The sequence below is a fragment of the Streptomyces sp. WM6378 genome (assembly GCF_001279695.1).
In the GTDB taxonomy this organism is placed as follows: Bacteria; Actinomycetota; Actinomycetes; order Streptomycetales; family Streptomycetaceae; genus Streptomyces.
In genome coordinates this window covers 45,275-68,274 of sequence record NZ_LGDD01000326.1, presented here as the reverse complement: position 1 = coordinate 68,274, position 23,000 = coordinate 45,275, and the positions used below count along the sequence as shown (strand labels likewise).

Below are 23,000 nucleotides of genomic sequence, written 5' to 3'. Positions count from 1 at the left end.
GGCCTGTTCATAGGCCCTGAGCCCACCCCCTTGCGCATACCGCATACCACCGGCATAGCGCGGAACACCGCCGACGTCACGCCGACAACCCATCGGAAAAGTCAGTAGGAGTCGTTAACACGGTCGCTGCCGCCGGGCACGCGAAGGCAGCACTGGGGCACGAACGCGCAGAATGGCACCTGCCGGACACGACCCTTGTCGGTGACGCCCTCGGCGTCCTGGCCACGGACGCCATCCACATCCTCGGGGGCCCCGACCGCAGCCGCATCAAGAACTGCCAAGGCCCCGGATGCGCGGGGCTCTATCTCGACACCAGCCGCGGAGCCAACCGCCGTTGGTGCTCCATGAATACCTGCGGCAACAGGGTCAAGAAGTCACGGCTCGCCGCGAGCTGACCCGACAGCGCCGCGATCAGACCCGTCAACAACGTCATGACCCGCAACAGCTCGGGCGTGTATCAAAAGCGCCGACGAGCCGGACAGGGTGATGTCCAAGCCCGGCCTGTCCGTTGACCGCTAAAGGTCGAGCTGGCGTGTCGTGTGCGTGGGTGTGTAGCCGAGACTGTCGTTGATGTGTCTCATGTGCGTGTTGCTGTCGGCGGTGTCGGTCAGGAGGCCGCCGGGGTCCGGATAGTGCCCATGGGCCTGTCGGATCGACTCGGCTTTCATCCACCGGCCGAGGCCGTGTCCACGGTGCTCGGGCAGCACGCCGGTGCCGTAGTGCTAGCCATCGCCTGTGCCGTTGCCGGGAATGACGAGTTCCGTGAATCCGGCGATCGAGCTGTTGGAGGTGTCGACAGCGACGACGGTGTGCAGCTGGTCACCGCGTCGTTCGACGGCCTGGGCCGTGGCCCGGGCCCGTTCCACGTCCCAGGCCACGGTGCCGTAGTCGGTGTCTTCCATGGGCATGTCGTCCATGGCGCGGCGTGAGGCGGCAAACGTTGGGGCGAGATCGTCGAGTCTCCCGGCCGGCTGCTGAATGCAGGCCAGAACATAGGAGGCATTGCCGAATGCCCCTTTGCTCGACGGTCACATCATTCGGCAGACCGACTGCACGTACGACGCGATGGCGTCCAACTTCAGCGTGTGAAGACAGAGTCAGTCGTATCCGTGGTGAGCTCGGTGGCATCTCAGGCCACTTGTGCGGTGGCCGCGAGGACCAGCTCGCGCAGGGTGACGCGCTGCGGCTGCTGGTACGCGTAGCCGATGGCCGTCGCCACGTCTTCGGGGGCGAGCACCTCGATGGAGTCCTTGAAGGCCTGGTAGTCGGCCTTCACCGCCTCGTCGGTGGTGTGCGAGAGCAGTTCGGTCTCGACGGCCCCCGGGGCGACGGTGACGACGCGGACCCCGTGGCCGGCGACCTCTTCGCGGAGGCTCTCGGAGATGCCGTGCACGGCGAACTTGCTGCCGCTGTACACCGTGTGGTTGGCATAGGTCCTGCGGCCCGCGACCGAACTGACGTTGATCACCGTGCCCCGCCCGCGCGCGATCATCCCGGGCAGGACCACCCGTATCCCGTTCAGCAGCCCCCGCACATTGACGTCGAACATCCGCTCCCACTCGTCGGCCGACTGCCTGGCCACCTCGCCCAGCAGCATCACGCCCGCATTGTTCACGATCAGGTCGGCGGGGCCGTACAGCGCCTCGGCCTCCGCCAAGGCGGCGGCCATCCCCTTGGCGTCGGTCACGTCGACAGAGCGGGCGAGGGTGTCGGGGAGGCCGAGCGCCTCGATCCGCTCGACCCTGCGGGCCAGCAGGAGAAGGGGATGGCCGAGCGCGGATAGAGTCCGGGCGGTGGCGGCGCCAATTCCCGAGCTGGCTCCGGTGATGACAACCAGGGGCTTGGCAGCGGCGTTCAAGTCGGCGTTCACAGTCGCGTTCATGTCGGTGTTCATGTCCCCATCCTTGATCGTCCAGTGGACCCCGAACAACAGCCGGTCGCGCAACGGTCGATAACCTGACAGTTATGGAACGCCGCGACGTCGAGATCTTCCTGGCCCTCACCGAGGAGCTGCACTTCGGCCGCACCGCACAACGCCTGCACGTATCGCAGGCCCGGGTCAGCCAGACCATCAAGCAACTGGAGCGACGTATAGGCGCGGCGCTCTTTGAACGGACCAGCAGGCGCGTGGAGTTGACGTCGATCGGGCGCCGCCTCGCGGACGACATACGCCCCGGCTACGAGCTGATCAGGGACGGCGTCCAGCGGGCAGTTGCCGCGGGACGCGGTCTGGGCGAGCCGCTGCGCGTCGGGTTCAGCAGTCCGCTCGCCGGTGAGCTCGTGCTGTTCGCCGCCTCCGCATACCGCGAGCGGTACCCGACGGCCGGTGACGTCCTACTGCACGAGACCCCGCTCTGCGACCCTTTCGGCCTGCTGCGCTCGGGCGAACTCGACCTGCTGCTCGCCCAGTTCCCCGTCGTCGAACCCGATCTGGCCACCGGCCCCGTACTGATCTCCGATACCCGCGTGCTGGCCGTCTCCACCCGGCACCCCTTCGCGAAGAGGCCCTCTGTCCGGGTCGACGACCTCGCCGGGGACAAGGTGCTCAGTCTCTCGGGGCCCGTACCGGACTACTGGCTCGACCATCTCCTGCCGCCCACGACTCCGGAGGGCCGTCCCATCGAGCGCGGTGAGCGGGCGGCGACCCGGCAGGAGCTCCTCGCCCTGGTCGGAGCCGGGCGAGGAGTACATCCGACCGCCGCGCACGAGGTCAGGTACTACGCCCGGCCCAATATCGCCTACGTCCCTTTCGACGACGCTCCCCCGCTGGAGTACGGCCTGGTGTGGCAGGCCGCAGCGGACACGCACCGCATCCGCGCCTTCGCCGAGACAGCGGTGGAGACGGTACGGCGACAAGGCGGTCCGGGGGACGTCTGCGCGGAGTGCCGCTGATCCAGCCCAGGTTCAGACGCGGCTCTGAGCACCGGCCCCTGGCGGGACCACCCGCGGCCGAGGTTCTGCCCGGTCGCCGCGATGACCCTGGTCAAGGCCGTCTACCGCTACGAGGTGGCCCGCGGCGGCCAGGACCGGCCTGCACGCCCAGTGCAGCAACAGCCCTCGCCCTCCGGCCACCTGCCGAACAGTCCCGGACACGTCCGCGAGCAGCGCCTTCCGTGCGGGACGGCACCGGGCAGCTGGCAGCACCTCCCCGGGGCGGCCAGGCCGCCCCGGCCGCCTGGCCTCTTGCCGCCACGTCGACCGTGCCGAAAGCGGCCGCCACCGCCTCGACGACCAGGTCGTCGATCTCGTCGAACACCAGCGAGTCCCAGAATGATGCCTCGGCCTGCATACCCAGCACCATCACCGCCCACAACCGACCGCAGCAGCGGCCAGCAGACGCCTGAGGGAGCGTCAATTCTGAACGATGAACGACAAGGCGTACGCGGTCTCACGCGAACCCGACTCCTCGCAATCGAACACCAACGTGACGCTCCGCGACGACTCCCCAAGATCTTGTGCCAGAACCGCGCCCGTTATGGCGGAAGCACAGCCCGTTCACAGCGGGCGCCGGATGGTCGGGGCAGATCAGACAGGGGACTTGGTCCAGTCGGCTTCGTGAGTCCTGGGGAACCGTCATGCGCAGGAAGTCGGCGATGTTCTTCCCTTCGACGTCGCGCATCAGGTGCCACTGGTCGTGGTGGAAGTGGCAGTAGCCGCGTGCCGGCAGCTCCGGGCGGGCGCAGAGCGGAACACCGCACCCCCAGCCGTACTCGGGGTGATCACGCGGCATCACGATGACGTCGCCGCGGTAGAGCGGGTCGAATGACGGTGCCGCGGTCAAGGAGGTCAGTACCTCCAGCCGGTCGCCGACGGTCCGCGAGGCGGATCCACCGGTCGGGGGCGGCGGCAGCAGTTGCACCCTGTTCATGCGTCTTCCCCCCCCCCGCCCCCCAGGCCGCGTGCAGGGCGCGGACGAACTCAGGGGAATGCAGGTCCGGATGCCCGTAGACCTCGTCGACCATGCGGGCCGAGGCCCAGTTCCCGACCACCTTGGCCACTATCGCGTCACCGCCGGAGGCGTCCAGGACGTCGTTGGTGATCTGGTGGCGGAACGCCTGGGGCTTGATCCGTCCGGGCAACCCCGCCCGTCGTCCGGCCCGCCGCAGCATCCCGCGGGCCGCATCCGCGCTCCAGGGCTCGCCACGGCGTGGGCCGGCCAGCTGGATCAGGAGCATGCCGTGGCTGGTGGCGTACTGGGCGTACTCCGTCGTCATGTACTGGAAGTAGCTGCTGATTATGGCAGGACTGACGCGGTAGATCTCTCCGCCGGTAATCACCCCGCCGCCCAACTGCCAGTCCGGCTTGATCTTCGCGGCCGCCCGGTGGGGCAGGGCGTGGTGCGCATGTTCCATGTCCAGAGTCCACCCGCGGCCTCCGCCCGGAACTCCGACCGGATGCTCCCACCCGGCGTCACGACCGGTGACGTTCCAGCCCGTACGGCGTGGAGGGGGCCCTCCACAGGAGGTGAGCACCCTGCGGGGCCTGCTCTGCGGGTGTCTTCCCCACCGTCAGCGGGGCGAAGAGCATGAGCAGCGGAGCGTGGCGGAGGTGGGGCGGTGTCGCACAGGTCACCGGACGCGGGGTCCGGCTCGACGGACCGTGCCAGGCCGAGATGCTGGCCGCGATCAGCTCCGATCCCCTTGGTGACCTGGCACTAGGACGAATCTAGGACGGTCGAAGGGCCCGTACCCATAGCGTCGCCGTGGGGCGCTCAGCTGTTCCCGCGCTACGAAAGGAACAGCGATGAAGCGTTCGGTCAAGGCAGCGGTGGTGGCCGCGACGATGGCCGTCGCCGCTGGCACCACTACCGGAGTGGCCCAGGCCGATGGCTGACCGAGGGGTCGGTAGGTCCGCAGCATCTCAGCGCCTGGCGGCCACGCCCAGCCGATTCAGCACGGTCGATCTGAGCCGAAGTACGGTCACGAGCAGCGGGGGACAATGATGAGGTTAAGAAGGCATGGGGCGCCGAAGAGCGCCATGGGAACGCCGCGCCGCGGGGCGCTGGGTCGGCTGGTACCCGTCCTGTTGGGTTCTGCTGTTGCGGCAGCCGGGCTGCTTCCGGTTCTGAGTGCCGCGCCGGCGTCCGCCAGCAGCACTGCCGCAGCATTTCCGACCGACACGTTCACCATCGCGTTCCAGGCCAACACCACCAATCTGTGGGAGTCGGGGGGAACGGCGCCCGGCTCCCTCAACACGGGCCTGGGCATGATGCGCGGCACCAGCCCCAGCACCGCACTCGGAGGGTGCAACGGGAGCGGTGGCGAGACCGCGTTCCAGGCCAACACCACCGACCTGTGGATGATCACCGGGAACGGACACACCGTCAACACGGGCCTGGGCATGATGCGCGGCACCAGCCCCAGCATCAGCAGCGTCTGCCAGGGCCGGGACACCAGCGTCTACTGGACCGCGTTCCAGGCCAACACCACCAATCTGTGGGTCACCGGGAACGGACACACCCTCAACACGGGCCTGGGCATGATGCCCGGGACCAGCCCCAGCGTCGTTGCCCACTACGACAGCGCGGGCCACATCGAGTACGACGTTGCGTTCCAGGCCAACAACGGCGACCTGTGGCGCTACAACTCGGAAACCGGACGGGGCACCGACTTGCACTTGGGCATGATGCGCGGCACCAGCCCCAGCATCTCTTCCACCGGCGGGCCCGACGTCGAGATCGCGTTCCAGGCCAATACCGGCGACCTGTGGATCACGCCGGGTACCACCGTCGGCACCGACCTGCACCTGGGCATGATGCGCGGCACCAGCCCCAGCATTACCAGGAACTACAACAACAAGAGCCATTTCGGTATCGCGTTCCAGGCCAACACCGGCAACTTGTGGATCACGCCGGGTACCACCGCTGGCACCGACCTGCACCTGGGCATGATGCGCGGCACCAGCCCGAGTTACGCGGTCAGCGGTTCGGGGGTGCCTGGGATCGCGTTCCAGGCCAACACCGGCGCCCTGTGGATCACGCAGGACAAGCCGGCCGGCGGTGTCTCCACGGGCCTGGGCATGGCTCCTGGTACCAGTCCCAGCATCATGGCGCAGAGCTTTACCCCGTCTGACGGCGGGACGACCCGGACCACCTCGGGCGAGCCGACCGTCGGCAAGCTCTACTACCACCTCGGGCCCGTGCACTGGAACTGCACCGGCACGGTGATCGGCCCCGACATCGTCGCCACCGCCGGCCACTGCATCTACAACAGCACGAACCACGCCTTCGGCGGGCCGCCCGGGATCTGGGTCAACGCCCCGACCCCCGACAAGTTCGTGCCGAACGACAACTCCAGCGGACCTCATGCCGCCTGGTCGGTTCAGAGCATCGGCTACGTCACCAAGCACTGGCACGACGATCACGCCCCCGATGCCGACTTCGGGGTCTACGTGATCAAGCCGCGCTCAGACGGCGCACACATCGGGAACGTGGCCGGGATCCACAAGTGGAAGACCTCGCAAGGCGTGAACGTGGCCTCAACCCCCACCTACACCATCGGCTACCCGCACGACTACAAGGACCCCCGCGCGTGCAACGCGCCGGCGACCCGGTTCAACGGCGACAACAGCCAGCTGGAGCTCAACTGCACCTTCGCTGACGGAGGCTCCGGCGGCCCGCTCAGCGACAGCACCGGCACGGCGTATGCCAGCATCGGCGGATTCCAGCAGGGCGGCGTCAACCCCTTCCCGTCCTACGGAGTCGTGTGGAACAGCGCATTCGCGGGCTTGGTCGCTTACGCGGAGGGTGGCGGCAACACCGTGGCAGGGGTCGGCTCCGCTGCCCCTGTATCGGTGACCGCCGCCGCGCACTGAGCGTCAGCGACGTGGCCGGGTGAGCTCGTTCACCCGGTCCACAGAGCCTCGGCCCGGAGCTTGAACCGCGTCTGCGGTACAAGCCCCGGGCCCTGTGCTGCGGCTGGGCCCCTGGCCGACGACTGCTGCGGTGCGCCCCCCTACCTTTTTCATAGCCCCGCAACGGGGCGACTTGCGCAGTGCGCAGCCGGTCCGGCCCGCGTTCGGCGTTCCTCCGCGCCGCCTCGGGGGTTGTTGCGCACGGGGCCTGGTAGCAGCCTTCTCCGCCCACGAAGACGATCGCGAGCTGGGTGTAGGGGTCGTCCCAGAGGTATCGGACATTGATGGCGCTGCTGAGACTGAGTGTCCGAGATGGCCCATGAGCGGCTGAGTTGGCCCCTCCGAGCGTTGCAGTTGGCCCGGCTAAAATCGCAGGTCATGGCTGTGACTGCCCCACACAGTCCTTGGGGCTTGAGTTCATGACGTCCCGCACCGACGTGACCAGGCGTTGCAGCATCCGTTCCGCGAGGACTGCCCGGTAGAGGTACTGATCCGGCTCGTCCGGGAAGCGCATGGCCACTTCTGCCTCACCGGTTTCCAGGAAGCTCTCGGCCTGGTTGAGGGTCAGTAGCAGCATCTTCACCTCGTAAGCTGCCCGGCGAGGGTGAACAGGCCGGACACGGCCTGCTGGCAGGCGTCTTCTATCGCTCCGCGTAGAGCGTGGATGTCCGTGTGCGGTTGGCTCTCGTAGGACTGTGGGTCCATGCCCCCTCCCCCCGCTGAGCTCTGCCTTAAGCGTCCTGCGGACCGAGCTCCTCAGCAACCTATGGCCAAAGCCCGCAGCTCAAAGTTGGGGGACGCTGTTGGCTGCGCGTGCAGTCGGTCCTGACCGGGCAGGGGATGCAGTCGACCTTGTTGAAGAACACCCTGGTGTAGGGGGTGATGGAGGGCGGAGTCGACCACTGGCGGGTCACCGTGCCCTGCGGACAGACGACTTCCTGCCGGTCCCAGTCGATGGTGAAGGCGTCGCGGTCGAACACGTTGCCCTTGCGTGACTTGCGGGTGGTCTTCTCCTTGACCGGCCCCACCAGGTCGATCTGGTAGTCACGGGCGGTACTGTCCCGCATCGCGACGGAGGTGTAGCCGCCGTCGACCAGGTGCTCGGCGGGCAACAGGTTCCGTTCCTCCAGGTGGGCATGGGTCGCCGGCAGGGTGGAGACATCGCGGATCGTGGCTGCGGTGGTGGTCACGTCGGTGATGATGTTCACGGTGTCGTCGTCGCAGGTCTCGGTGACGTGCGTCAGGAACCCTTTCCACCGAGTGCTGCCCCGTCGGGCGTATCGGGCGGTCAGGTCGTAGGGCGAGACGATGGCTGCGGAGGAGGACGGCAGGCCAGTCTCCTCGGGAGTGCGCCACCGGACCTTGTCCCGGCTGTCGATCCAGTAGTTCTGCAGGAAGATCTGCCGTAGCGCCTGGAGTTGCGGGCCTTCCCACAGGCGGGGCAGGTAGTGGTGGATGTAGCCCAGCAGCAGGAAGGCGTCATCGCCGACGCTCTTGATACGGGTCTTCGGCCGGGTGGGATTGTTCCCGAGCCGGGCTGCGCGTCCGTAGCGCTTGCCCCAGTCGTCCGTGACCAGCCCCTTGAGTTCCCGCGGGGCCTGACGGGCGAGTTCTCCAAGGCCGCACGCATCGCTTCGGTGACCAGCTCGATCCGAGTCAGGTCCCGTACCGCGGCCAGGACGTGGGTGGAGTCGCTGCGCTGACGTCCCCGTTCCTTGACCAGGCCGGCGGCCCTGATCCGCTCCAGTGCCAGGCTCAGGAGCTGGTCGGCCCGGCCTTCCTCGGCCAGGCGCTCACGGAAGTCCGTCAGGACGCTGTGGTGGAAGCCGGGATCGTCCAGTTCCATGGCTAACGCGTATTTGAAGTCAATGCGACAGCGCACCGCCTCGGCGGCCTGCCGGTCGGACAACTCCAGCAGGAACTGCAGAACGCAGACTGTGGCCAACTGGGCCGGGGACAAGCCTGGCCTGCCGTCCCGCGGGTACCACTCGGCGAAGTCCTCGTCGCTCCACAACCCGTCCAGACGGTCGCGGATACACATAGCGGCGGTGCCATGCGGATTGCTGGCACGGGCAACCCGTGCTGTCAGCTCCGGGATCTCCGAGCCGGAACGAGGGTGGACGCACATCTCGATCATCTCCAGTAGACGGATCCGCCCACCGTCCCACCGTCACCGATGCCATCGCGCGAATCCCAGCAAAGGCGCTACGCCAGGCGCCCGGCGGCGCTACGCCCCCAGCCCCGGACCATTGGCATCTCCTGCCCCACACCTCTCATCAGCACCCGTGGTGGCGTTCGCAGAGGCGTCGGGGACGAGGTGATCCACTCGGCCCGTTTGCACCCACTCTGCACCTCACGGGAGTTGAGCAGGGGAAACAGTCACACCAGGCAGACGGACGCCTGAGTGGCGATCACGTCTTCATGCTGGCAATTCACAAGATCCCCGACAGAGTCAGGCACTGAGCACTTCGCTGAGGGCAGCCCTCTTACGTCATGCTGTCTTCGCCGCGGCTGCCTTGCCATCCAACTTCCGACACAGGGCATCCAGTGCCCGCCGCAGCACATCGGCTTCCGCGAGAGCCTGACAGGCAGGGAGTTCTGCTTCATCCAGTCCTCGGACGGCTCATGGGCCCACGCGGTCTTGTTGAACGCCCACGAGTACAGGCGCGCCGCAATACCCGCGGCTCCGGATAGGTCATGCCAGGACGGCTGCCACGGACGAGGGCGGTTGCGGTGGAGCTCACCGTGCCGGTGCGGGCACGACTGCAGCGGCTGGCGGCGTCGGTGACCGGGCAGGTACTCAAGGTGCTGCGGGCCAGAATCGCGCTCGCGGCGGCGGGCGGACTGGCCAACGGTGCCATCGCGCGGGAGCTGGGGATCTCGGTGAACACGGTGCGCAAGTGGCGGGGGCCGTTCGCCGTTCACGGACTGGCAGGCATGGACGACGCGGTGCGGTCGGGCCGGCCGAGGACGTACCGGTGCCAGGTGCGCGTAATGGTGGTCACCGCCCCCCCCAGCACGCGACCGCACCCGGAACCGACGTGGTCCCACCGCACGGTCGCCGCACGGGTGGCGGGCATGATATTGCCGAAAAGGCCTCAGTTGCTGTGTGCCCCTCCTGCGTCAGGCATGAGGCGCACACGGTCGTCCCAGGGAGCGAGCTTCTGGAAGAAGACGTCGTCCCGCCAACGGCCGTCGATATGGATGTGCCCACGTGACACGCCCACAGTCCGGAACCCACACTTCTTCAGGACACGGCACGACGCCGGGTTGTCTTCCCGCGCGAACGCGTCGACGCGGTGCAGCTGCAAGTCGTGGAAGGCCACGTTCAGGGCCAGCGCCACGGCATCCGTGGCGATCCCCCGCCCATTGTGGCCACTGGAGATCCAGTAGCCGATGAAGCAGCTGCGCAGGCGCCCGAGCAGGATGTTGTTGAGGTCGACCCGGCCGACCACGGCTCCCTCGTACAGGACCACACCGGGCCACATCGCTCCGTTGTCCCTCTGCCGCAGAGCTGCTGCTACGGAGGCGCGCTGGCCGACTTCCGTGAAGAACTCGTCCGAACGCGGAGGATCCCACGGCCGAAGAAACTCACGGTTCTGCCGGTGGAGAACCGCCAGTGCCTCGCTGTCCTCGATACTCAGGGGGCGGATTGCGGTTGCGGACATAGTGGTTCAGTGCCTTCCGCGACGGAGGTGTTGGGGACGAGGCTCCGTGCGGCCCGATTCGCCAACGGACCCGTCGCCAGTCCCGCGAGAACGAAGACAGCTGCCAGGATCGCCCAGCCGATCCTATCCAGGCCGATGACCAGGCTGGTGCACAGATACGGCCCGACCGAGGACTGCCCGGCCATGCCCATGCTGAAGGCACCGAGATACTCGGCCTGCGCGTGCTCGGGTGCAAGAGCATAGGACAGTGCCGAACGGCTCGCCGCCTGCACGATCTCGCCCCACGTGAGCACGACCACTCCCGAGCAGGCCATGGCGATCGCGAGCCATGGGTGACGGCTGCCGGCGAGGCCCATGAGCAGGCTGCTCACCGCGAGCAGTACGGCGGCTTTGCGCGCGGCCCGGGAACCATCGGCCAGGCTCTCCAGATCGCGCGCCAGACGGACCTGGAGGAATACGCACATCACGGTGTTGACCACCATGAGCACGCCGATCAGCGACGTCGGAACGACCGTTCGCTCGACGATCCAGAGCGGGAAGACGACGAGGAGCACCGAAGCGTGCAGTGTCATCACCCCCGTCACTGCCGTAATCGCCAGGAACGGCCGGTTTCTGAGCGCCGCGAGCCGCTTCGGCTTTGCGTGGTGCGCGGCAGGCTCAGGTGCGGGGAAACGCATCGCGAACAGGGCGCAGGCCAGGAACGACAACGCGTTGCCAAGGACGAAGGCGTATTCGGCGAGATGGCTGTTGAAGGAAAGCAGCAACGCGGCCAGTCCGGAGCCGACGGAGCAACCACCGTTGAAGAGCGACCGCATCATGGCGCGCACGCGTACTCGTGAGTGCGCCTCCGCGATCAGTGAAACGAGGGCCTGCTTGGCCGGGCTCTTCCCGAAGTCGACGAAGCCGAGAACACTGACCAGTACGAAGAAGGCCGCAAAGGTATGAACCAGTAGATAGGCCGCGTAACCGATCGTCTGGACGATGCTCAGCGCGATGAACACCCGACGGGAGCCGAACCGGTCGGCGACTCTCCCCATGACTGCGAGGGCGACCACACCGGCAAACCCGGCCGCCGAGATCCCCAGGCTGACCTGTCCCGCCGATAGTCCGGCGAACCGGGTGAAATACACGACGTTGCCAGCCAGGAAGATGCCTGTGCCCAGCGCGTCGATCAGCGTCATCCAGGCCAGCGAGCGCTGTTGCCCGGGAGGCAGCATGATCTTCGACATCGACCATCGCGGGACGCGGTCCGATGGCACGTCGGTATTCCGGGCAGAGCTCATCGGCCTGCCTCGTGGGGTGGTAGCTGTGCGTTGACCGGGAAGCGGGCGGGGAAGCGGCCTGCCGTCGGGGTCGCGGGGCTCAGCTCTCGCAGCCCCAGACAGTGGTCGAGCGCCTCCAGCGCATCGGTGCGCTTGCGGTCCCACTCGTCCAGCCGGTCCTCGTCCAGGAAGGGCAGCAGGACCATGGCGGCAACCCCGGGAAGCTCCCGCGACCAGGCGCGTTCCAGGGCGGAGGGAAATCTCAGGCGGTAGTGCACATTCCGGGCGACTTCCAGCGCAAGCAGCGCATGAGCAGGCGTCAGAAGCCCTGCGCGGAGCGACTGGTCCAGCAGCCAGCGTACGTTCACCAGCGGGATAGTCACCGGCTGGTAGGTCTCCGGCTCGAAAAGCAGAGCGACGTCCGCGTCGGAGTCGGTGACGCCATCGAGGTACTGCTGCGTTACCCAGCCGTACCCGGCCATGCCCAGGACACGGCATTCGGTCGCACGCAGCGCGCCCATCGACGAGGCTCCCGACATACGACGACCGGTCTGCAGAAAGGCCCGTACCTCGGTCACCGACACGGACATGTTCTGCCCGAACTCGCCGTCCAGCAGAAGGACTTCAGCAGACGTCGGCAGCTCCCTGGTCAGCTTCTCCAGATCGCCACGGATGATGGGCGGCCGCAGTTCAAGGTCGAGGCCGCGCTCCAGGGCGTCCGAGGTGAGCCGCTCGACATCGGTGGCCCGCAGTGAAGGGCCAGCATATACAACGAGCATTTACAGGTCACCGCCGGAAGTCTCGCGGGCACGGATCTTCGCGAGCGCCCGGGTGATACGGGTGCCGACCCTTCGATGGTCGACGTGAGTGAACTCGATCCCCGGTACCACTGCCTTCACCACAGAGAACGGCAGGTCCGGTGGGCTCAGTTCGGTGCTGAGGACGACATCCAGACCCCCACCACGCAGCCGTTCGAGCACAGTGGTCAGATCGCCGTCGACCGAACCGGTACTGAGGTCGGGGATGTCGTCGAAGGAACGCGTCGGCCGTTCCGCGCTCCAGGCGTGCAGGATGTCCTTCATGGAGTCGTACGAGGCGTGCCGACGGTAGGCCTGTGTGTCGAGGTCTTCGCGTGCGCCACCGATGACGGCGAGCCGGGACTGGGCGGTCTCGGTCAGTGCCCGGTACAGCGCCACCGTCGGGTCCAGGCTGCATCCAGCCCCGCCGTTGATCAGCATGGCGTCCTGGGCGTGGGTGTCCTCGGCGGTCACGTAGAAGGAGTACATTCCGAGCCCGCTGTCACAGGCGAAGACCGACACCTCGATTCCGGCCCTGCTGAAGCGCTCGATGAGGGCCCGGGCCTGCCCAGGCAGACTGGCCTCGGTGATCCGGAATCCGAGTCTGAGCTTTTCCGCGAACGCCGTACAGTCGTGCTCGACCAATTCGTAGAGCGCGTGCAGCAATGCTTCGTCATGGGTGTTGCCCGAGGCCAGGCCGATCGTGTTGGACCGGAACATCTCACACTCGTACGGGTACGGGGTGAACACCGCCAGGGCCGGGACGAGTACTTCGACATCGCGCAGCACTTCCCGCATCGGCCACCAGCCGATCACGCTGTCCGGACGCCATCCGTGCCCGCGGCGTGGCACCAGCCGGCGCGGGTCGAGTGCCAGCCCTCGGCCGTCGGCCTCCTCGTACGAGGTGCGCAGTACGGTACGGCCGCGGACCTCACAGAAGGTCCGCTCGATGGCCTCCAGCGCCGCGGAGACCCATGCGGCAGCAGCCGTGACGCCTTTGCCGCTGGTCACCGTGTTGAGACCGGCCGCGGCTCCCGGCCTGACGCTGTGGAAGACAGGGATGCCGAGGACATCGAGTTCCGTGACGTCGGCGATGCGGGAGATACCGCACCGTTCGAGGCACGCGATAGCCAGCTCGCCCGTCTCCGCGAGGGAGCGGGCTCGATAGCCGGCGGCCAGCAGAGGGTCGGCCGTTGTGGTCATGTGCTTCTCCATCAGCTTTGCTCCGCGGTGCGGTGGGCAGCCGCCATGGCCCGGGCCGCGACCATGAACGGTCGAGCACGGCGGCGGAATTCCTGGACGTCGCGGAATCCGCGGTCCAGGACGGCGGGCTCGATGTCCTCGACCCCCCACAGCCGAAGGAACACCGCGTCGACGGCACTACCCACGATCTGCGCGGCCGAGTACTGGGCCACACGCTGGTGTGCCAAGCGGTCCAGGCGCAGCGCCTTCTCGCAATCCGCCGCCAGCCGGTCCCGTTCACTGTCCTCGAAGAGCCGGTGCGGGAAGTCCTGGTACACGAGGTTGCCGGGACGCAGACGAAACGACCGGACGAGCAAGAGTCCGGCGAGTTCGGGCTCCGACGCGGTGACGCGCTCCCGGTCGGAGCAGAAACGCGTCAACAGCTCAGCGCGCTCGCTCAATCTCGCGGGCCACAGCCCCACGGCGACTGCCAGGGCGCACGGACCGGCCTCGCTGTGGTCCTCGTCCGCCCCGGCCGCCGTCTGCCGGATTGTGTCCAGCACGTAGCGGCGGTGTCGCTCGGGATAGTCGTGCAGGAACAGTCGGGCGAAGGTGAGCAGTTCGCCGAGCGTGGCCGTCCCGGCAGAATCACCAGGCGAGTAGTCGAGGCGCCACTGACATTCGTAGCTGCTGGTCGCGACCGTGTCCACGCGTCTCGTGGGCCGGTGAGCGCCGGCAGTGTCGTCGGCAAGCAGCGCTCGCACCGCAGCTTCTGCGTCGCGCGCTTTCACGTCGCCGGGATCGTCGGCCGCGACGGCACGCAGCACACGGTCCATCTCATCGGCGATGCCCCGCTCGGCGGCCACTCGCCGAAGGGCCTGCTCGGTCCGTTCGGCGAAGTGCAGCTCGTCAGCCAGCCGCAGCAGGGAATCGGCCTGCGTCAGGGTGAGTTCTCCCTGGGCACATAGCCAGTCCGTGCTGTGAATGAGGCTGACGAGGGCCACGGAGACGGGGTGGAAGCGGCTGTCCTCGAAGGAGTGGGCCACTGCCACGTCGGCGTCCGATTCCAGGCGGCCTGACGCATACCACTCGTGGACAGTGCCGAGCCCGCGCATGCCGAATTCACCGAGTTCCGCGGCGCGCAGTGCGCCCATGCTCGCGGCGCCCGACATGTCGGCGCCGGCTCGGATCGCACCGATGATCTCCTTGTGCCGAATCGGCGCGCGGTGCTGATACACGCCGTCGATGATCAGGATGCGGTCCCCGGGCCCGGGTGCGAGGCGGAAGAGATCGCCGTGCTGGATCGGAGGGTGCCAGTGGACTTCGGTCAGCGTGGCCGACAGATCGGACTTCGCGAGCGAGGGGCCCACGAACACGTGCAGCGGCTTCATCCGCGCGCCTCCGCATCCGTGCGGAGCCCGTCGGGGCGCTGGAACTTGTGGCGGGCCTCGAAGTCCAGGCCGGGTGCGGCTACCCGGCAGACGGCGAAGTCCTCGCCTGCAGGGGTCAGGTCGACGGAGAGCACCGGTCGGTCCGTCAGGGCCGTCACCGATCGTGCCAGCGAAGAGAATTCCTCTTCGAAGGAGACGTGACGCTCCGGTCGGCTGCCGTTTGTGACGTCCTGCCAGGTGCGCGCGCCGGCGGCAGGCGTCCTGGGCGCGGTCTCGTGCCGCCGCCGATCGCGGTACGCGCCGAGTTCGATGTCGTCACGGGTACCGGAGATGACGGACAGTCGGCTCTGGGCGGCCTCGGTCAGCGCGCGGGAGAGCGCGAGCCCGGGCACCCGGTGACAACCCGAACCGCCGTACAGGTCCGGCATGCCTGGTTCCCAGAGGTAGACCGCGAAGACCGGAATGCCGGTGAACCGGGCGAGCTCCACGATCTCGACCCAGCACCCCGCTGCACGGAACCGGTCGATGAGCGAGGCACACAGCGTGTCGTCGACCGTGTCGGGGTCGACGTACCGCCGCTGAGTGACATCGAGGCGGGGCAGCTCGGCCACACAGTGGCGCTCGATCAACTCCAGCAGTGCGTGCACCTGAGCCTCGGCAAGGGTGTTCCCGCCGGCCAGGCCATTGCTGGAGCTGACAAAGGACTTCGGGGCCCAGCCCAGTCCGGCGCGGCCGTCCAGTGCCACCAGGTCGACGGGGAGCCAGCTCGGCTTCCCGCCGAGGGCGGTCTCGGCCTGGCACCAGGTGACGGCCGAATACGGTGTCACGATGCTGGGCCGGGCCAACGAAAGGTCGGTGACCTGGTAGGGCAGTTCCAACTCCGCAGCGGATGCGGTCACGGAGTTGGCGGGCTCGTACGTCTCGGCGACGGCGACCTCGATTCCTTCCATGACCGCGGAGAGCTTGGCCAGCAGCGGTGTCATTCCCTTGCCCTGGCTGGTCGTCAGCGTGGTGGCCGCCGGACGCACAGCCACGTAGACCGGGATGCCGAAGTAGTCGAGGCCCGTGACATCCGCGACGCGGGTTATGCCGTAGTCCGCGAGGCGCGGTGCCAGCACACGCCAGGTCTCTTCCGGCATACGCGCGCGTACCGTACCCGGGAGCTCGAAACGGCGGCCGTCGCCCGTCATCGGCGGCGTGCCTGCAGCGCGGCGGCACGCGCTATCAGGTCCTGCAGATCGGGTTCGCCAAGGAATCGGCCCATTGCGGTGCGAATCCACTCCGCCTTCTCGGCTGTTGGCAGAAGGTGATGCGAGGTGCTTCGCGGGTCCTTTCCGATCAGTTCGATGATTGCCTCGGAGATCGCCCGCACGGTTTCCTCTGCATTCGGTTCGATCACCGTGTATTCGAGGTGAAGTGAACTCTTTCCGGCAACTTCCACTGCGCAGAACATTCCTTGGGGAATGTACAGTACGGTGTCGGCGGCCAAACCGTACCTACGGGCCTCCGGCGTTGCTCGTCCGCCGATCGTCCACTCGCTCGCGCCATCCAATTGGATGACGAAAGTGTGGGTACCGGCCGACCGCTTCCGTTGCTCCTGACTGCCTGCCTGTGCGAGGAAGGCGTACGATTCGACGGTCGCGTTGAATTCCTCTGCGAATACTTCCAGCAGTCGATGCACGGATTCTTGCCAGTGGTCCGGCTGGTTCAGTTGAAGTGTCGCACCATCAGAAAATGCCCGACGGACGGCATCCGGGTCGACAAGGTCATTCAATCGGTTTCCGACGACGACCCGCGACCTTACTGTGGCCGCCGGGTTCACCAGCTTCCCGTCCTTGATGACGGAGAAGTACGGGTGGCTCAGGAGACCGCAGTCGATCATATCGGCGATCTCGCACTCCGTCAGCATTTCCGTAGGTAGATCACTTGCCTCGAAAACCGCAGGTGCGCTGTTCCAATGAGCAGCGAAAAAGGACGACCGGTCTTCGACCAGATTGTCCAGACAGAAAGGCACGGTAGCTCCCGCCAGGTAGATCATTCAGTTCATCGGCACCGCGCGCCGACTGTCAGGTGACCCGCCTGCCGCGCATGGTCGCCAGAGCGTTCTGGACAACCGTGGCGTCGTCCAGAGTGTCCAGAAGGGCCGCAACCGATTCCGAGACTTCGCCGACTCGCCGCTCGGGCGTCAGCCCGGCACTCCGGGCCGCAAGGTCCTCCCCGGCGGGCGAGGACAACCACGAGTCCACGACGGCGCGGACCAACGCCTGGGGCGTGGGTTCCGTGAGCGTGTAGGTGAGGTGGAGCGACCAGCCGCCGACTGCCGTCGCAGCGTGCGGGTAACCATGCGGCAGGTACATGACGTCCCCCGGCTCCAGTACCTCGATCCGGGGCGGAGTCGTGATGTCCACGTCCAGTCCCGAGTCACTCCTGGGAACCACTCCGGGATCGTAGAGATGCCATTCCTTCCGGCCCTCCAGTTGGATGACCAGCACATGGGAACCGTCCCGGTGCGGCAGCATCCCCGTATTGTCCTGTGGCGTCAGAAAAACGAATGCCTTTGCCTCGACAGGGAGGGCGGCTTCGATCCCCCTCAGCAGGTCCCGCGTACCTCGGTGCCAGTCCTCGACCTGATTGAGCTTCAATGTCGCACCATTGTCAAGGTGCCTGGAAACCCCGACGGAAGCATACCCGGAAGATATGCGGCCGTTGACGCTACGGGATTCTGTCAATTCGCCGAGGGCGGGCTTGACACCCTCCTTGAAAACAGAGAAATAAGGCCATCTGAGCAAACTGCGATGCAGTAGGGAGTCGATCGCGTTCCGGGTAATGAAATCCCCGGGAGCAATGCAGTTCCGGATGATCGCTATCTCTGCGCCACCGAAACGTGACCGCAGCCCATCCGGTCCGTCAAGGATTTTACTCAGCGAATCAATGGCGGACATGAACTGTCACTCCCCGCTTACTAAAATATTCCAGCAGACCACTCGGGTCCGCCAGAAACATCCTGACGGACCCGACTCAACCGCGCGCTATCAGGCGAAGTCGATGTTCTCGATCACCATCGGGCTGAGCGTCTCGACCTCGAAGTGCTCGTCGAGGCCGGCAGCGTCGAGCAGAGCCTCGTCGCTGTTGGCGGTGAAAGCCTCGCGAATGGTCTCCATGGGGACTCCAATCTTTGTTGGATCAAGAGAATTCACCATACACATCGAGCAAGATCACAAGTCAAGAGGAAGGGCGCGTTTTTGCGTACTCATTAATTATTGGGTTCGGGCATAACGCGCATTAGAGGGCCAAACTGCACGAGGTACACGCCGCCCTCGACGGCACCGACGAAGCGCCGGAGCACGGCGGGGGTGGCGACACAGCCGCTGCCCCGCGAGTGGCCGATCGCCTCCGATGCCGGTCATGGCAGGTCTTCCCTTTACCGACCGCGTCGGCAGGTGGCGCCACGGGATACGAGTGCGCTGCCGGAACAAGATCCCGTCGATCACCTTGCGGTGGCACGCCCAGCGCCCGCCGTGTCCCATGTTCTTCGGCAGGTGCGGTTCAGTCCCGGCCCACTCCCGATCCGACAGATCGCTCTGCCACCCATGTCGGCCGGGACGACATCAGCGCGGCCCAGTCACGCGATCCGTTGGACACACCCAGGGGAAGGCGATTGCGGTCAACGGCATCGGCGTCGTGCTCTGCCGGACCTGGATCGCCTCACGGCCCTCTCGCCCCAGCCCCTTCCCGTCATGGGGTGTGCCGCCCTCGTCCTCTGCCGCGGGCTGCCATCGTCCGCGCTCTCGAGGACTCCGCATGGGCGTTCACGCTCACCGTGGCGCTCCGGTCGCCGACGGGCCGGCATTCGGGTCGACCAGGCGGCCGCACGACGGCACCCGTTGTGAGCCCTGGAGGAGACGTTCGCAGACGTCGCGGCAGGATCGAGGGGCGGGCCCAACTCAATTCCGTCATCAGGCGATTCCAGCCGTCACGGCAGTTCAGCGACTCAGCACACCTTCGGTGCGCCGGGGGCGTGGTAAGTCCCAATGCCGGGAAGTTAGACAGGTCGACGTGGCAGATCGGCTGGTACGCCGATCGTGATGACGATCTCGGGGGTCGAGGAAGGGCGGGTCTTTTCTCGTTGTGTTGTAGGCGAAGGTGGAGATCGGGCGTTTGACGCGGCGGGGCAGGATGCGGGGTCCGCGGTGTGCCGGCCCCAGTTCTCGGGGGTGGAGGATGGCCCGTCGGATCCGGGGAGTTGGTGAGGTGACGGAGGTGGCTGTGGACCCGGTCGCGCTGAGGACGGTAAGGCGGGCTGCTCGCAGCGTCACGGTCAGCGAGATGCGATCGGGATCGATGCCGGCCTGGCCGGCCGCGTCGGCGGCGATGAGCCGGGCAGCCTGGTAGACGATGAGCAGGCCGAAGAGTTCCTGCCGTGCTCCGTCGAAGGTCTGCGACCGCAGGACGCGCCCGGGACCTCGGAGGGTGACCTTCAAACCGAGGTACGCGGTCTCCACCTGCCACCGCTCGTGGTAGAGCTCGGCGAGTTCGGTGGCGGGGTACTGCTCATGGTCGAGCAGGGTGGTGACCAGCCGAAGGTGGGTGGTGTGGCGGTTCCCGCCGGCGGTGCGGACGGTGACGGTGGCTTCGATCACCCGCAGGGCCAGGCCCTGTGCCTGCGGCGGGACGCCCTGGCGGTGACGGGTCCAACGGGCCAGGCGGGCGCGTTCGTTCTGGCTGGTGGCCATGGACAGGTAGGTGCCGTCGGGCAGCAGATGGAGTACCGGCGGCAGACGGTCGGTGCTGGTCCGCCACAGCAGGTGCGCACCCGTCGCGGCGGCCGCGCAGGCCAGTGGAACTCCCTTGCTGCCGCGGTCGGCCAGCACCAGCATGCCCGGGCGCAGCGCCCGGCACAGCAGGAGGGCCTGGTCCTTCTCGGACTGCTTCCAGGGGCCGATGATCGCGTCGATCAGGGTTCGGGTCCCGCATTCGACCAGCACGGTCAGCCACATCAGAGGGAAGCCGCCCAGTCCGAACTTCCCGGCTGCCCGGCCGCAGACCGCGAGGTTCTCGGGGCTGTCGGGAACCTGGAGGCCGGTGCCGTCCCAGGCCACTACCCGCAGCCCCTGCCACCACGAGCCCGGTGTGTCCGCGGCCGCGGCGGCCCCTTTCACCTCGTCGAACAGTGCGGCCAGTGGTGCTGAGCCGATCCGCCGCCGGGCCTGCCGCAAGGCAGCCGCCGACGGATCAACATCCGGCAGCCCTGCCCCGGCGACCAGGCAGGCCCACACGCCCCGGTATCCGTGCTCGGTGAACAGTGCCATCGCGAGCACGAAGTACACCACCACCCGCGAGGGGAGCTTGCGGACACGCAACTGCACCCGTCCGGTCTTCGCGAGCACCGCGTCCACCGGCGACGGTGACCCGCGTCAGCTCGCCCAAGTGCCCGGCAGCGAAAGACACTTCACCACCCATACGTGCACGCACCAGCGTGCCAGACTGAACCATAGGGGCTCCTCGAAGAACGGTGTCTTGGTCGACTTCCGTCCTACGCGGAGCCCCGCCCCACCAGGCTGACTTCACCGAACAGGTTGACAACAGGCCCCGGACTCAAACTCCCGGCATTGGCCCAAGACCCACGTCCAGCACGTCCTGACCGCCATCGCCGTGAACATCGAACGTCTCACCGAGCAAGACCCCCAGGACACCACCCACCGCCCTCGCCGACCGACAGCGTTCCAGCAGTACCTCGACTCCCACGGCTTCCGCCGCCCGCCATGGTGGCAGCAAGGAAAATGACCCGCCACTTCAAGATTCCCGACAGAGTCGCTCACTGGCCAGATGATGTCGTCGAGCTGCACGACGGCGGTGCTTCTGGGAAAAGTCCGTCCGGCTGTCGCCGACGCGGTCGCACTCGGCGAGGGTCCCGTCGAGCAGGACGTGATCAGGATCGGTCCTCACGGGTGACGATGAGCATGGATACCCAGTCCTGGTCGTTGGGCTCTGGTCGGAACGGGCGTCTTGTTAATGCGGTGTGCTGTTCTGTGTAGATCCCGTCCCGGACCAACATGGCCTGCGCCAGACCGAAGCAGCCCGCCCGCCAGGCAGCCGCAAGCACAGCGCCCACCAAGCCGCCCGAGCCCAGCCCGCCTGCGCCCGGGTTGCTCCAGACCGCCCAAGGGCGCTGGCTGACCACCCCTTGGTCGGCGGCCTTGCCCCGCGGCAGCGGAGCTGACCGCTCGGCACTGAGACCAGTCGCCACGTACATCCGGTCCCGCTTCACCACCAAACGCATATGCGCGCATGAGGACCGCCTACCTGCGACCAGTCCAGCTCCGCCTGGAGGGACGCGGCGGCAACGATGCTGGGCAGGGCAGTTCGGGCAACGAATCGGACGACGTTGACGACACCAAGGTTCCCAGGGCCAGCTGGTCCAGAGGGCCGCTCAAACCCATGCGAACTGTTAAACGCATCGATTTTTGGGATCCATCCGGGTGAATTCTACGATTCCGCCAGCCACGCCGTTTCCATGCCGAAAGCCTGCCCGTTGTCTCCTTGAGCAGGTCGAATTTATGTGACTCGCGTGGAGGGTCACAGCAGGTTCATGCTCCACCGCAAAGCCAGTCACATCCTCATTCCTCTCAGCTTGGGAGCCACTGAAGGTGCACGTCGCGCTCACCGGCGCTACCGGATTCCTTGGACTGCGCCTTGTACGCGAGCTGCTTGAGCGCCACGACTCACTGACGGTTCTCGCGCACGCCGGGTCTGAGGGGGCGCTCGGTCGGATCACACGATTTCTGGAGCTGACGGATGGACCCCGCGAGTTGATCGCGGAGCTCCCGCGCAGGCTTCGCGTGGTGGAGATCGATCTGGGGCAGCCGCGGATGGGACTGTCAGGCGTCGCCTTTCGGCAACTGGCCGACGAACTGGACGTGATCTGGCACAGTGCGGGCAACATCAAGCTGGACGACGACCTGGCGAAGCTGCGCCAGGCCAATGTCGGGGGCACCAGGAACGTGCTGGAGCTGGCCACCGCCGGAGTCCGTAAGCCGATGGTCCATCACATCGGCACTGCCTTCGTCGGCGGGGCTCGACGCCACGGCGTCGTCTACGAAGACGAGTTGGATGACACGCACGGCTTTGAGAACGGTTACGAGCGGTCCAAGTACGAGGCCGAAGTGCTGGTGCGCGAATGGTCGCGGGCCCATGGCCGGCCTGTCGTGGTCATGCGGCCGAGCATCCTGGTCACCGACCTGCCACCACACCCCGATCTACCCGCCCATCCGATGCAGTTCATCGATCAGATCGCGCAGAACGCAGTTCGGCATCTCAGCGCCGGCGTGGACATCGCCAAAGAGGGCCGGCCGGTGGTGCGGCTGCCGGGTGACCCCGAGGGGCACCTGAACCTGATGCCGGTGGAGCACGCCGCCGCGATCATGGCCAAGTTGGCGAGCAAGCCGCCCTCGGGGCGGGTCGACACCTACCACGTCGTCCATGACCACGATGTCGCGGTCCCGGTGCTTGCCGCACTGGCGGAGCGTCTTATGCCGGTGCGCGTGGAGTTCGTCGAGGCGAGACGCGTCGATCCGACCCCGCTGGAGGCAGCTGCGGACCTTTACCCCGGATTCACGCCGTACCTCAGCCACCGCCGCCGTTTTGACGACACCCGGGTACGGACTCAGCTGGGCCCGGCTTCCTCCGAGATCCGTGTCGATCTGGACTACTTGACCGCCGGCGTCAGCACGAACCATGCGACCGCTTCCAGTGCCGGAGTCCGCTGACCCGTACTTCTCGATGCCGATGATGCGGCAGGGGTTCTTGCGCCTCACGACATCACGTTCCGCCACTCGCACCTGATGGGGA

Annotated in this window: 19 protein-coding genes and 4 pseudogenes; 5 read left to right on the top strand and 18 right to left on the bottom strand. The window is 67.0% G+C overall.

What is annotated here, in order from left to right:
• Positions 1–152: 152 nt before the first annotated feature.
• Positions 153–395, top strand: a complete 243-nt coding sequence (locus ADK54_RS48620; protein ID WP_078966862.1) for a CGNR zinc finger domain-containing protein — start codon at positions 153–155, stop codon at positions 393–395.
• Positions 396–515: 120 nt separating this feature from the next.
• Here the strand turns inward: ADK54_RS48620 and ADK54_RS34880 are convergent.
• Together ADK54_RS34880 and ADK54_RS34875 are read right to left on the bottom strand one after the other, a co-directional pair.
• Positions 516–956 (bottom strand): annotated as a pseudogene (locus tag ADK54_RS34880) (GNAT family N-acetyltransferase); the annotation flags it as partial.
• 173 nt (positions 957–1,129) lie between these two features.
• A complete protein-coding gene (locus tag ADK54_RS34875; RefSeq protein ID WP_078966860.1) occupies positions 1,130–1,894 on the bottom strand; it encodes an SDR family oxidoreductase in 765 nt (254 codons plus the stop codon).
• Between the two features lie 71 nt (positions 1,895–1,965).
• Between ADK54_RS34875 and ADK54_RS34870 the strand changes: the two genes are divergently transcribed.
• Positions 1,966–2,892, top strand: coding sequence for a LysR family transcriptional regulator (locus ADK54_RS34870; RefSeq protein ID WP_053729800.1), 927 nt, complete (start codon positions 1,966–1,968; stop codon positions 2,890–2,892).
• An 827-nt stretch (positions 2,893–3,719) separates the two neighbouring features.
• Here ADK54_RS34870 and ADK54_RS46995 read toward each other — a convergent pair.
• On the bottom strand, positions 3,720–4,352 hold the full coding sequence (locus ADK54_RS46995) for a tyrosine-type recombinase/integrase (RefSeq protein WP_199827098.1): 633 nt from the start codon (positions 4,350–4,352) through the stop codon (positions 3,720–3,722).
• A 673-nt stretch (positions 4,353–5,025) separates the two neighbouring features.
• Here ADK54_RS46995 and ADK54_RS34860 point away from each other — a divergent pair.
• Positions 5,026–6,813 carry a trypsin-like peptidase domain-containing protein gene (locus ADK54_RS34860; protein ID WP_159048001.1) on the top strand — a complete coding sequence of 596 codons (1,788 nt, stop codon included), beginning with the start codon at positions 5,026–5,028 and terminating at the stop codon, positions 6,811–6,813.
• A 415-nt stretch (positions 6,814–7,228) separates the two neighbouring features.
• Here ADK54_RS34860 and ADK54_RS34855 read toward each other — a convergent pair whose 3' ends face one another.
• The 3 genes from ADK54_RS34855 to ADK54_RS44155 form a co-directional block, all read right to left on the bottom strand.
• Positions 7,229–7,429, bottom strand: a complete 201-nt coding sequence (locus ADK54_RS34855; RefSeq protein WP_053729798.1) for a hypothetical protein — start codon at positions 7,427–7,429, stop codon at positions 7,229–7,231.
• 187 nt (positions 7,430–7,616) lie between these two features.
• Positions 7,617–8,042 (bottom strand): hypothetical protein, encoded by a 426-nt coding sequence (locus ADK54_RS34850; protein ID WP_159048000.1) that lies wholly within the window; start codon positions 8,040–8,042, stop codon positions 7,617–7,619.
• Between the two features lie 98 nt (positions 8,043–8,140).
• Positions 8,141–8,893 carry a transposase gene (locus ADK54_RS44155; protein ID WP_234392340.1) on the bottom strand — a complete coding sequence of 251 codons (753 nt, stop codon included), beginning with the start codon at positions 8,891–8,893 and terminating at the stop codon, positions 8,141–8,143.
• 656 nt (positions 8,894–9,549) lie between these two features.
• On the opposite strand from ADK54_RS44155, the pseudogene ADK54_RS48410 reads away from it, so the two are divergent.
• A pseudogene (locus tag ADK54_RS48410) lies at positions 9,550–9,813 on the top strand (helix-turn-helix domain-containing protein); the annotation flags it as partial.
• A 137-nt stretch (positions 9,814–9,950) separates the two neighbouring features.
• Here the strand turns inward: ADK54_RS48410 and ADK54_RS34840 are convergent.
• From ADK54_RS34840 to ADK54_RS45330, 12 genes and pseudogenes are all read right to left on the bottom strand, one after another.
• Positions 9,951–10,520, bottom strand: a complete 570-nt coding sequence (locus ADK54_RS34840; RefSeq protein ID WP_063802117.1) for a GNAT family N-acetyltransferase — start codon at positions 10,518–10,520, stop codon at positions 9,951–9,953.
• Complete coding sequence (locus tag ADK54_RS34835; RefSeq protein WP_159047999.1) at positions 10,493–11,701, bottom strand: MFS transporter; 1,209 nt, start codon at positions 11,699–11,701, stop codon at positions 10,493–10,495. The genes ADK54_RS34840 and ADK54_RS34835 overlap by 28 nt, the downstream gene beginning before the upstream one ends.
• 98 nt (positions 11,702–11,799) lie before the next feature.
• Positions 11,800–12,561, bottom strand: a complete 762-nt coding sequence (locus tag ADK54_RS34830) for a TfuA-like protein (RefSeq protein ID WP_053729793.1) — start codon at positions 12,559–12,561, stop codon at positions 11,800–11,802.
• Positions 12,562–13,782, bottom strand: coding sequence for a YcaO-like family protein (locus ADK54_RS34825; RefSeq protein ID WP_159047998.1), 1,221 nt, complete (start codon positions 13,780–13,782; stop codon positions 12,562–12,564).
• Between the two features lie 11 nt (positions 13,783–13,793).
• Entirely contained in the window at positions 13,794–15,152 is a 1,359-nt protein-coding gene (locus ADK54_RS34820) for a TfuA-like protein (RefSeq protein ID WP_053729791.1), read from the bottom strand.
• On the bottom strand, positions 15,149–16,291 hold the full coding sequence (locus ADK54_RS34815; protein WP_159047997.1) for a YcaO-like family protein: 1,143 nt from the start codon (positions 16,289–16,291) through the stop codon (positions 15,149–15,151). The genes ADK54_RS34820 and ADK54_RS34815 overlap by 4 nt, the downstream gene beginning before the upstream one ends.
• Before the next feature lie 47 nt (positions 16,292–16,338).
• Positions 16,339–17,190, bottom strand: coding sequence for a hypothetical protein (locus ADK54_RS34810; protein WP_159047996.1), 852 nt, complete (start codon positions 17,188–17,190; stop codon positions 16,339–16,341).
• A 28-nt stretch (positions 17,191–17,218) separates the two neighbouring features.
• Entirely contained in the window at positions 17,219–18,094 is an 876-nt protein-coding gene (locus ADK54_RS44145; RefSeq protein ID WP_078966857.1) for a JmjC domain-containing protein, read from the bottom strand.
• A 90-nt stretch (positions 18,095–18,184) separates the two neighbouring features.
• Positions 18,185–18,313 carry a hypothetical protein gene (locus tag ADK54_RS48405; RefSeq protein WP_267887065.1) on the bottom strand — a complete coding sequence of 43 codons (129 nt, stop codon included), beginning with the start codon at positions 18,311–18,313 and terminating at the stop codon, positions 18,185–18,187.
• A 220-nt stretch (positions 18,314–18,533) separates the two neighbouring features.
• Positions 18,534–18,727: pseudogene (locus ADK54_RS47945) on the bottom strand (transposase); the annotation flags it as partial.
• 408 nt (positions 18,728–19,135) lie between these two features.
• Entirely contained in the window at positions 19,136–20,548 is a 1,413-nt protein-coding gene (locus tag ADK54_RS34800; protein ID WP_053729787.1) for an IS4 family transposase, read from the bottom strand.
• Between the two features lie 451 nt (positions 20,549–20,999).
• Positions 21,000–21,089: pseudogene (locus ADK54_RS45330) on the bottom strand (IS5/IS1182 family transposase); the annotation flags it as partial.
• A 710-nt stretch (positions 21,090–21,799) separates the two neighbouring features.
• Here ADK54_RS45330 and ADK54_RS34790 point away from each other — a divergent pair.
• Entirely contained in the window at positions 21,800–22,918 is a 1,119-nt protein-coding gene (locus ADK54_RS34790; protein WP_053729785.1) for an SDR family oxidoreductase, read from the top strand.
• Positions 22,919–23,000: the final 82 nt, after the last annotated feature.

Excerpts from the sequence above, each read along its gene's own strand:
- ADK54_RS34875 (WP_078966860.1), bottom strand. The coding sequence starts at position 1,894 with ATGAACACCGACATGAACGCGACTGTGAACGCCGACTTGAACGCCGCT.
- ADK54_RS34870 (WP_053729800.1), top strand. The coding sequence starts at position 1,966 with ATGGAACGCCGCGACGTCGAGATCTTCCTGGCCCTCACCGAGGAGCTG.
- ADK54_RS46995 (WP_199827098.1), bottom strand. The coding sequence starts at position 4,352 with ATGGAACATGCGCACCACGCCCTGCCCCACCGGGCGGCCGCGAAGATC.
- ADK54_RS34855 (WP_053729798.1), bottom strand. The coding sequence starts at position 7,429 with ATGCTGCTACTGACCCTCAACCAGGCCGAGAGCTTCCTGGAAACCGGT.
- ADK54_RS44155 (WP_234392340.1), bottom strand. The coding sequence starts at position 8,893 with ATGTGTATCCGCGACCGTCTGGACGGGTTGTGGAGCGACGAGGACTTC.
- ADK54_RS34840 (WP_063802117.1), bottom strand. The coding sequence starts at position 10,520 with ATGTCCGCAACCGCAATCCGCCCCCTGAGTATCGAGGACAGCGAGGCA.
- ADK54_RS34835 (WP_159047999.1), bottom strand. The coding sequence starts at position 11,701 with ATGACGCTGATCGACGCGCTGGGCACAGGCATCTTCCTGGCTGGCAAC.
- ADK54_RS34830 (WP_053729793.1), bottom strand. The coding sequence starts at position 12,561 with ATGCTCGTTGTATATGCTGGCCCTTCACTGCGGGCCACCGATGTCGAG.
- ADK54_RS34825 (WP_159047998.1), bottom strand. The coding sequence starts at position 13,782 with ATGACCACAACGGCCGACCCTCTGCTGGCCGCCGGCTATCGAGCCCGC.
- ADK54_RS34820 (WP_053729791.1), bottom strand. The coding sequence starts at position 15,152 with ATGAAGCCGCTGCACGTGTTCGTGGGCCCCTCGCTCGCGAAGTCCGAT.
- ADK54_RS34815 (WP_159047997.1), bottom strand. The coding sequence starts at position 16,291 with ATGCCGGAAGAGACCTGGCGTGTGCTGGCACCGCGCCTCGCGGACTAC.
- ADK54_RS34810 (WP_159047996.1), bottom strand. The coding sequence starts at position 17,190 with ATGATCTACCTGGCGGGAGCTACCGTGCCTTTCTGTCTGGACAATCTG.
- ADK54_RS44145 (WP_078966857.1), bottom strand. The coding sequence starts at position 18,094 with ATGTCCGCCATTGATTCGCTGAGTAAAATCCTTGACGGACCGGATGGG.
- ADK54_RS48405 (WP_267887065.1), bottom strand. The coding sequence starts at position 18,313 with ATGGAGACCATTCGCGAGGCTTTCACCGCCAACAGCGACGAGGCTCTG.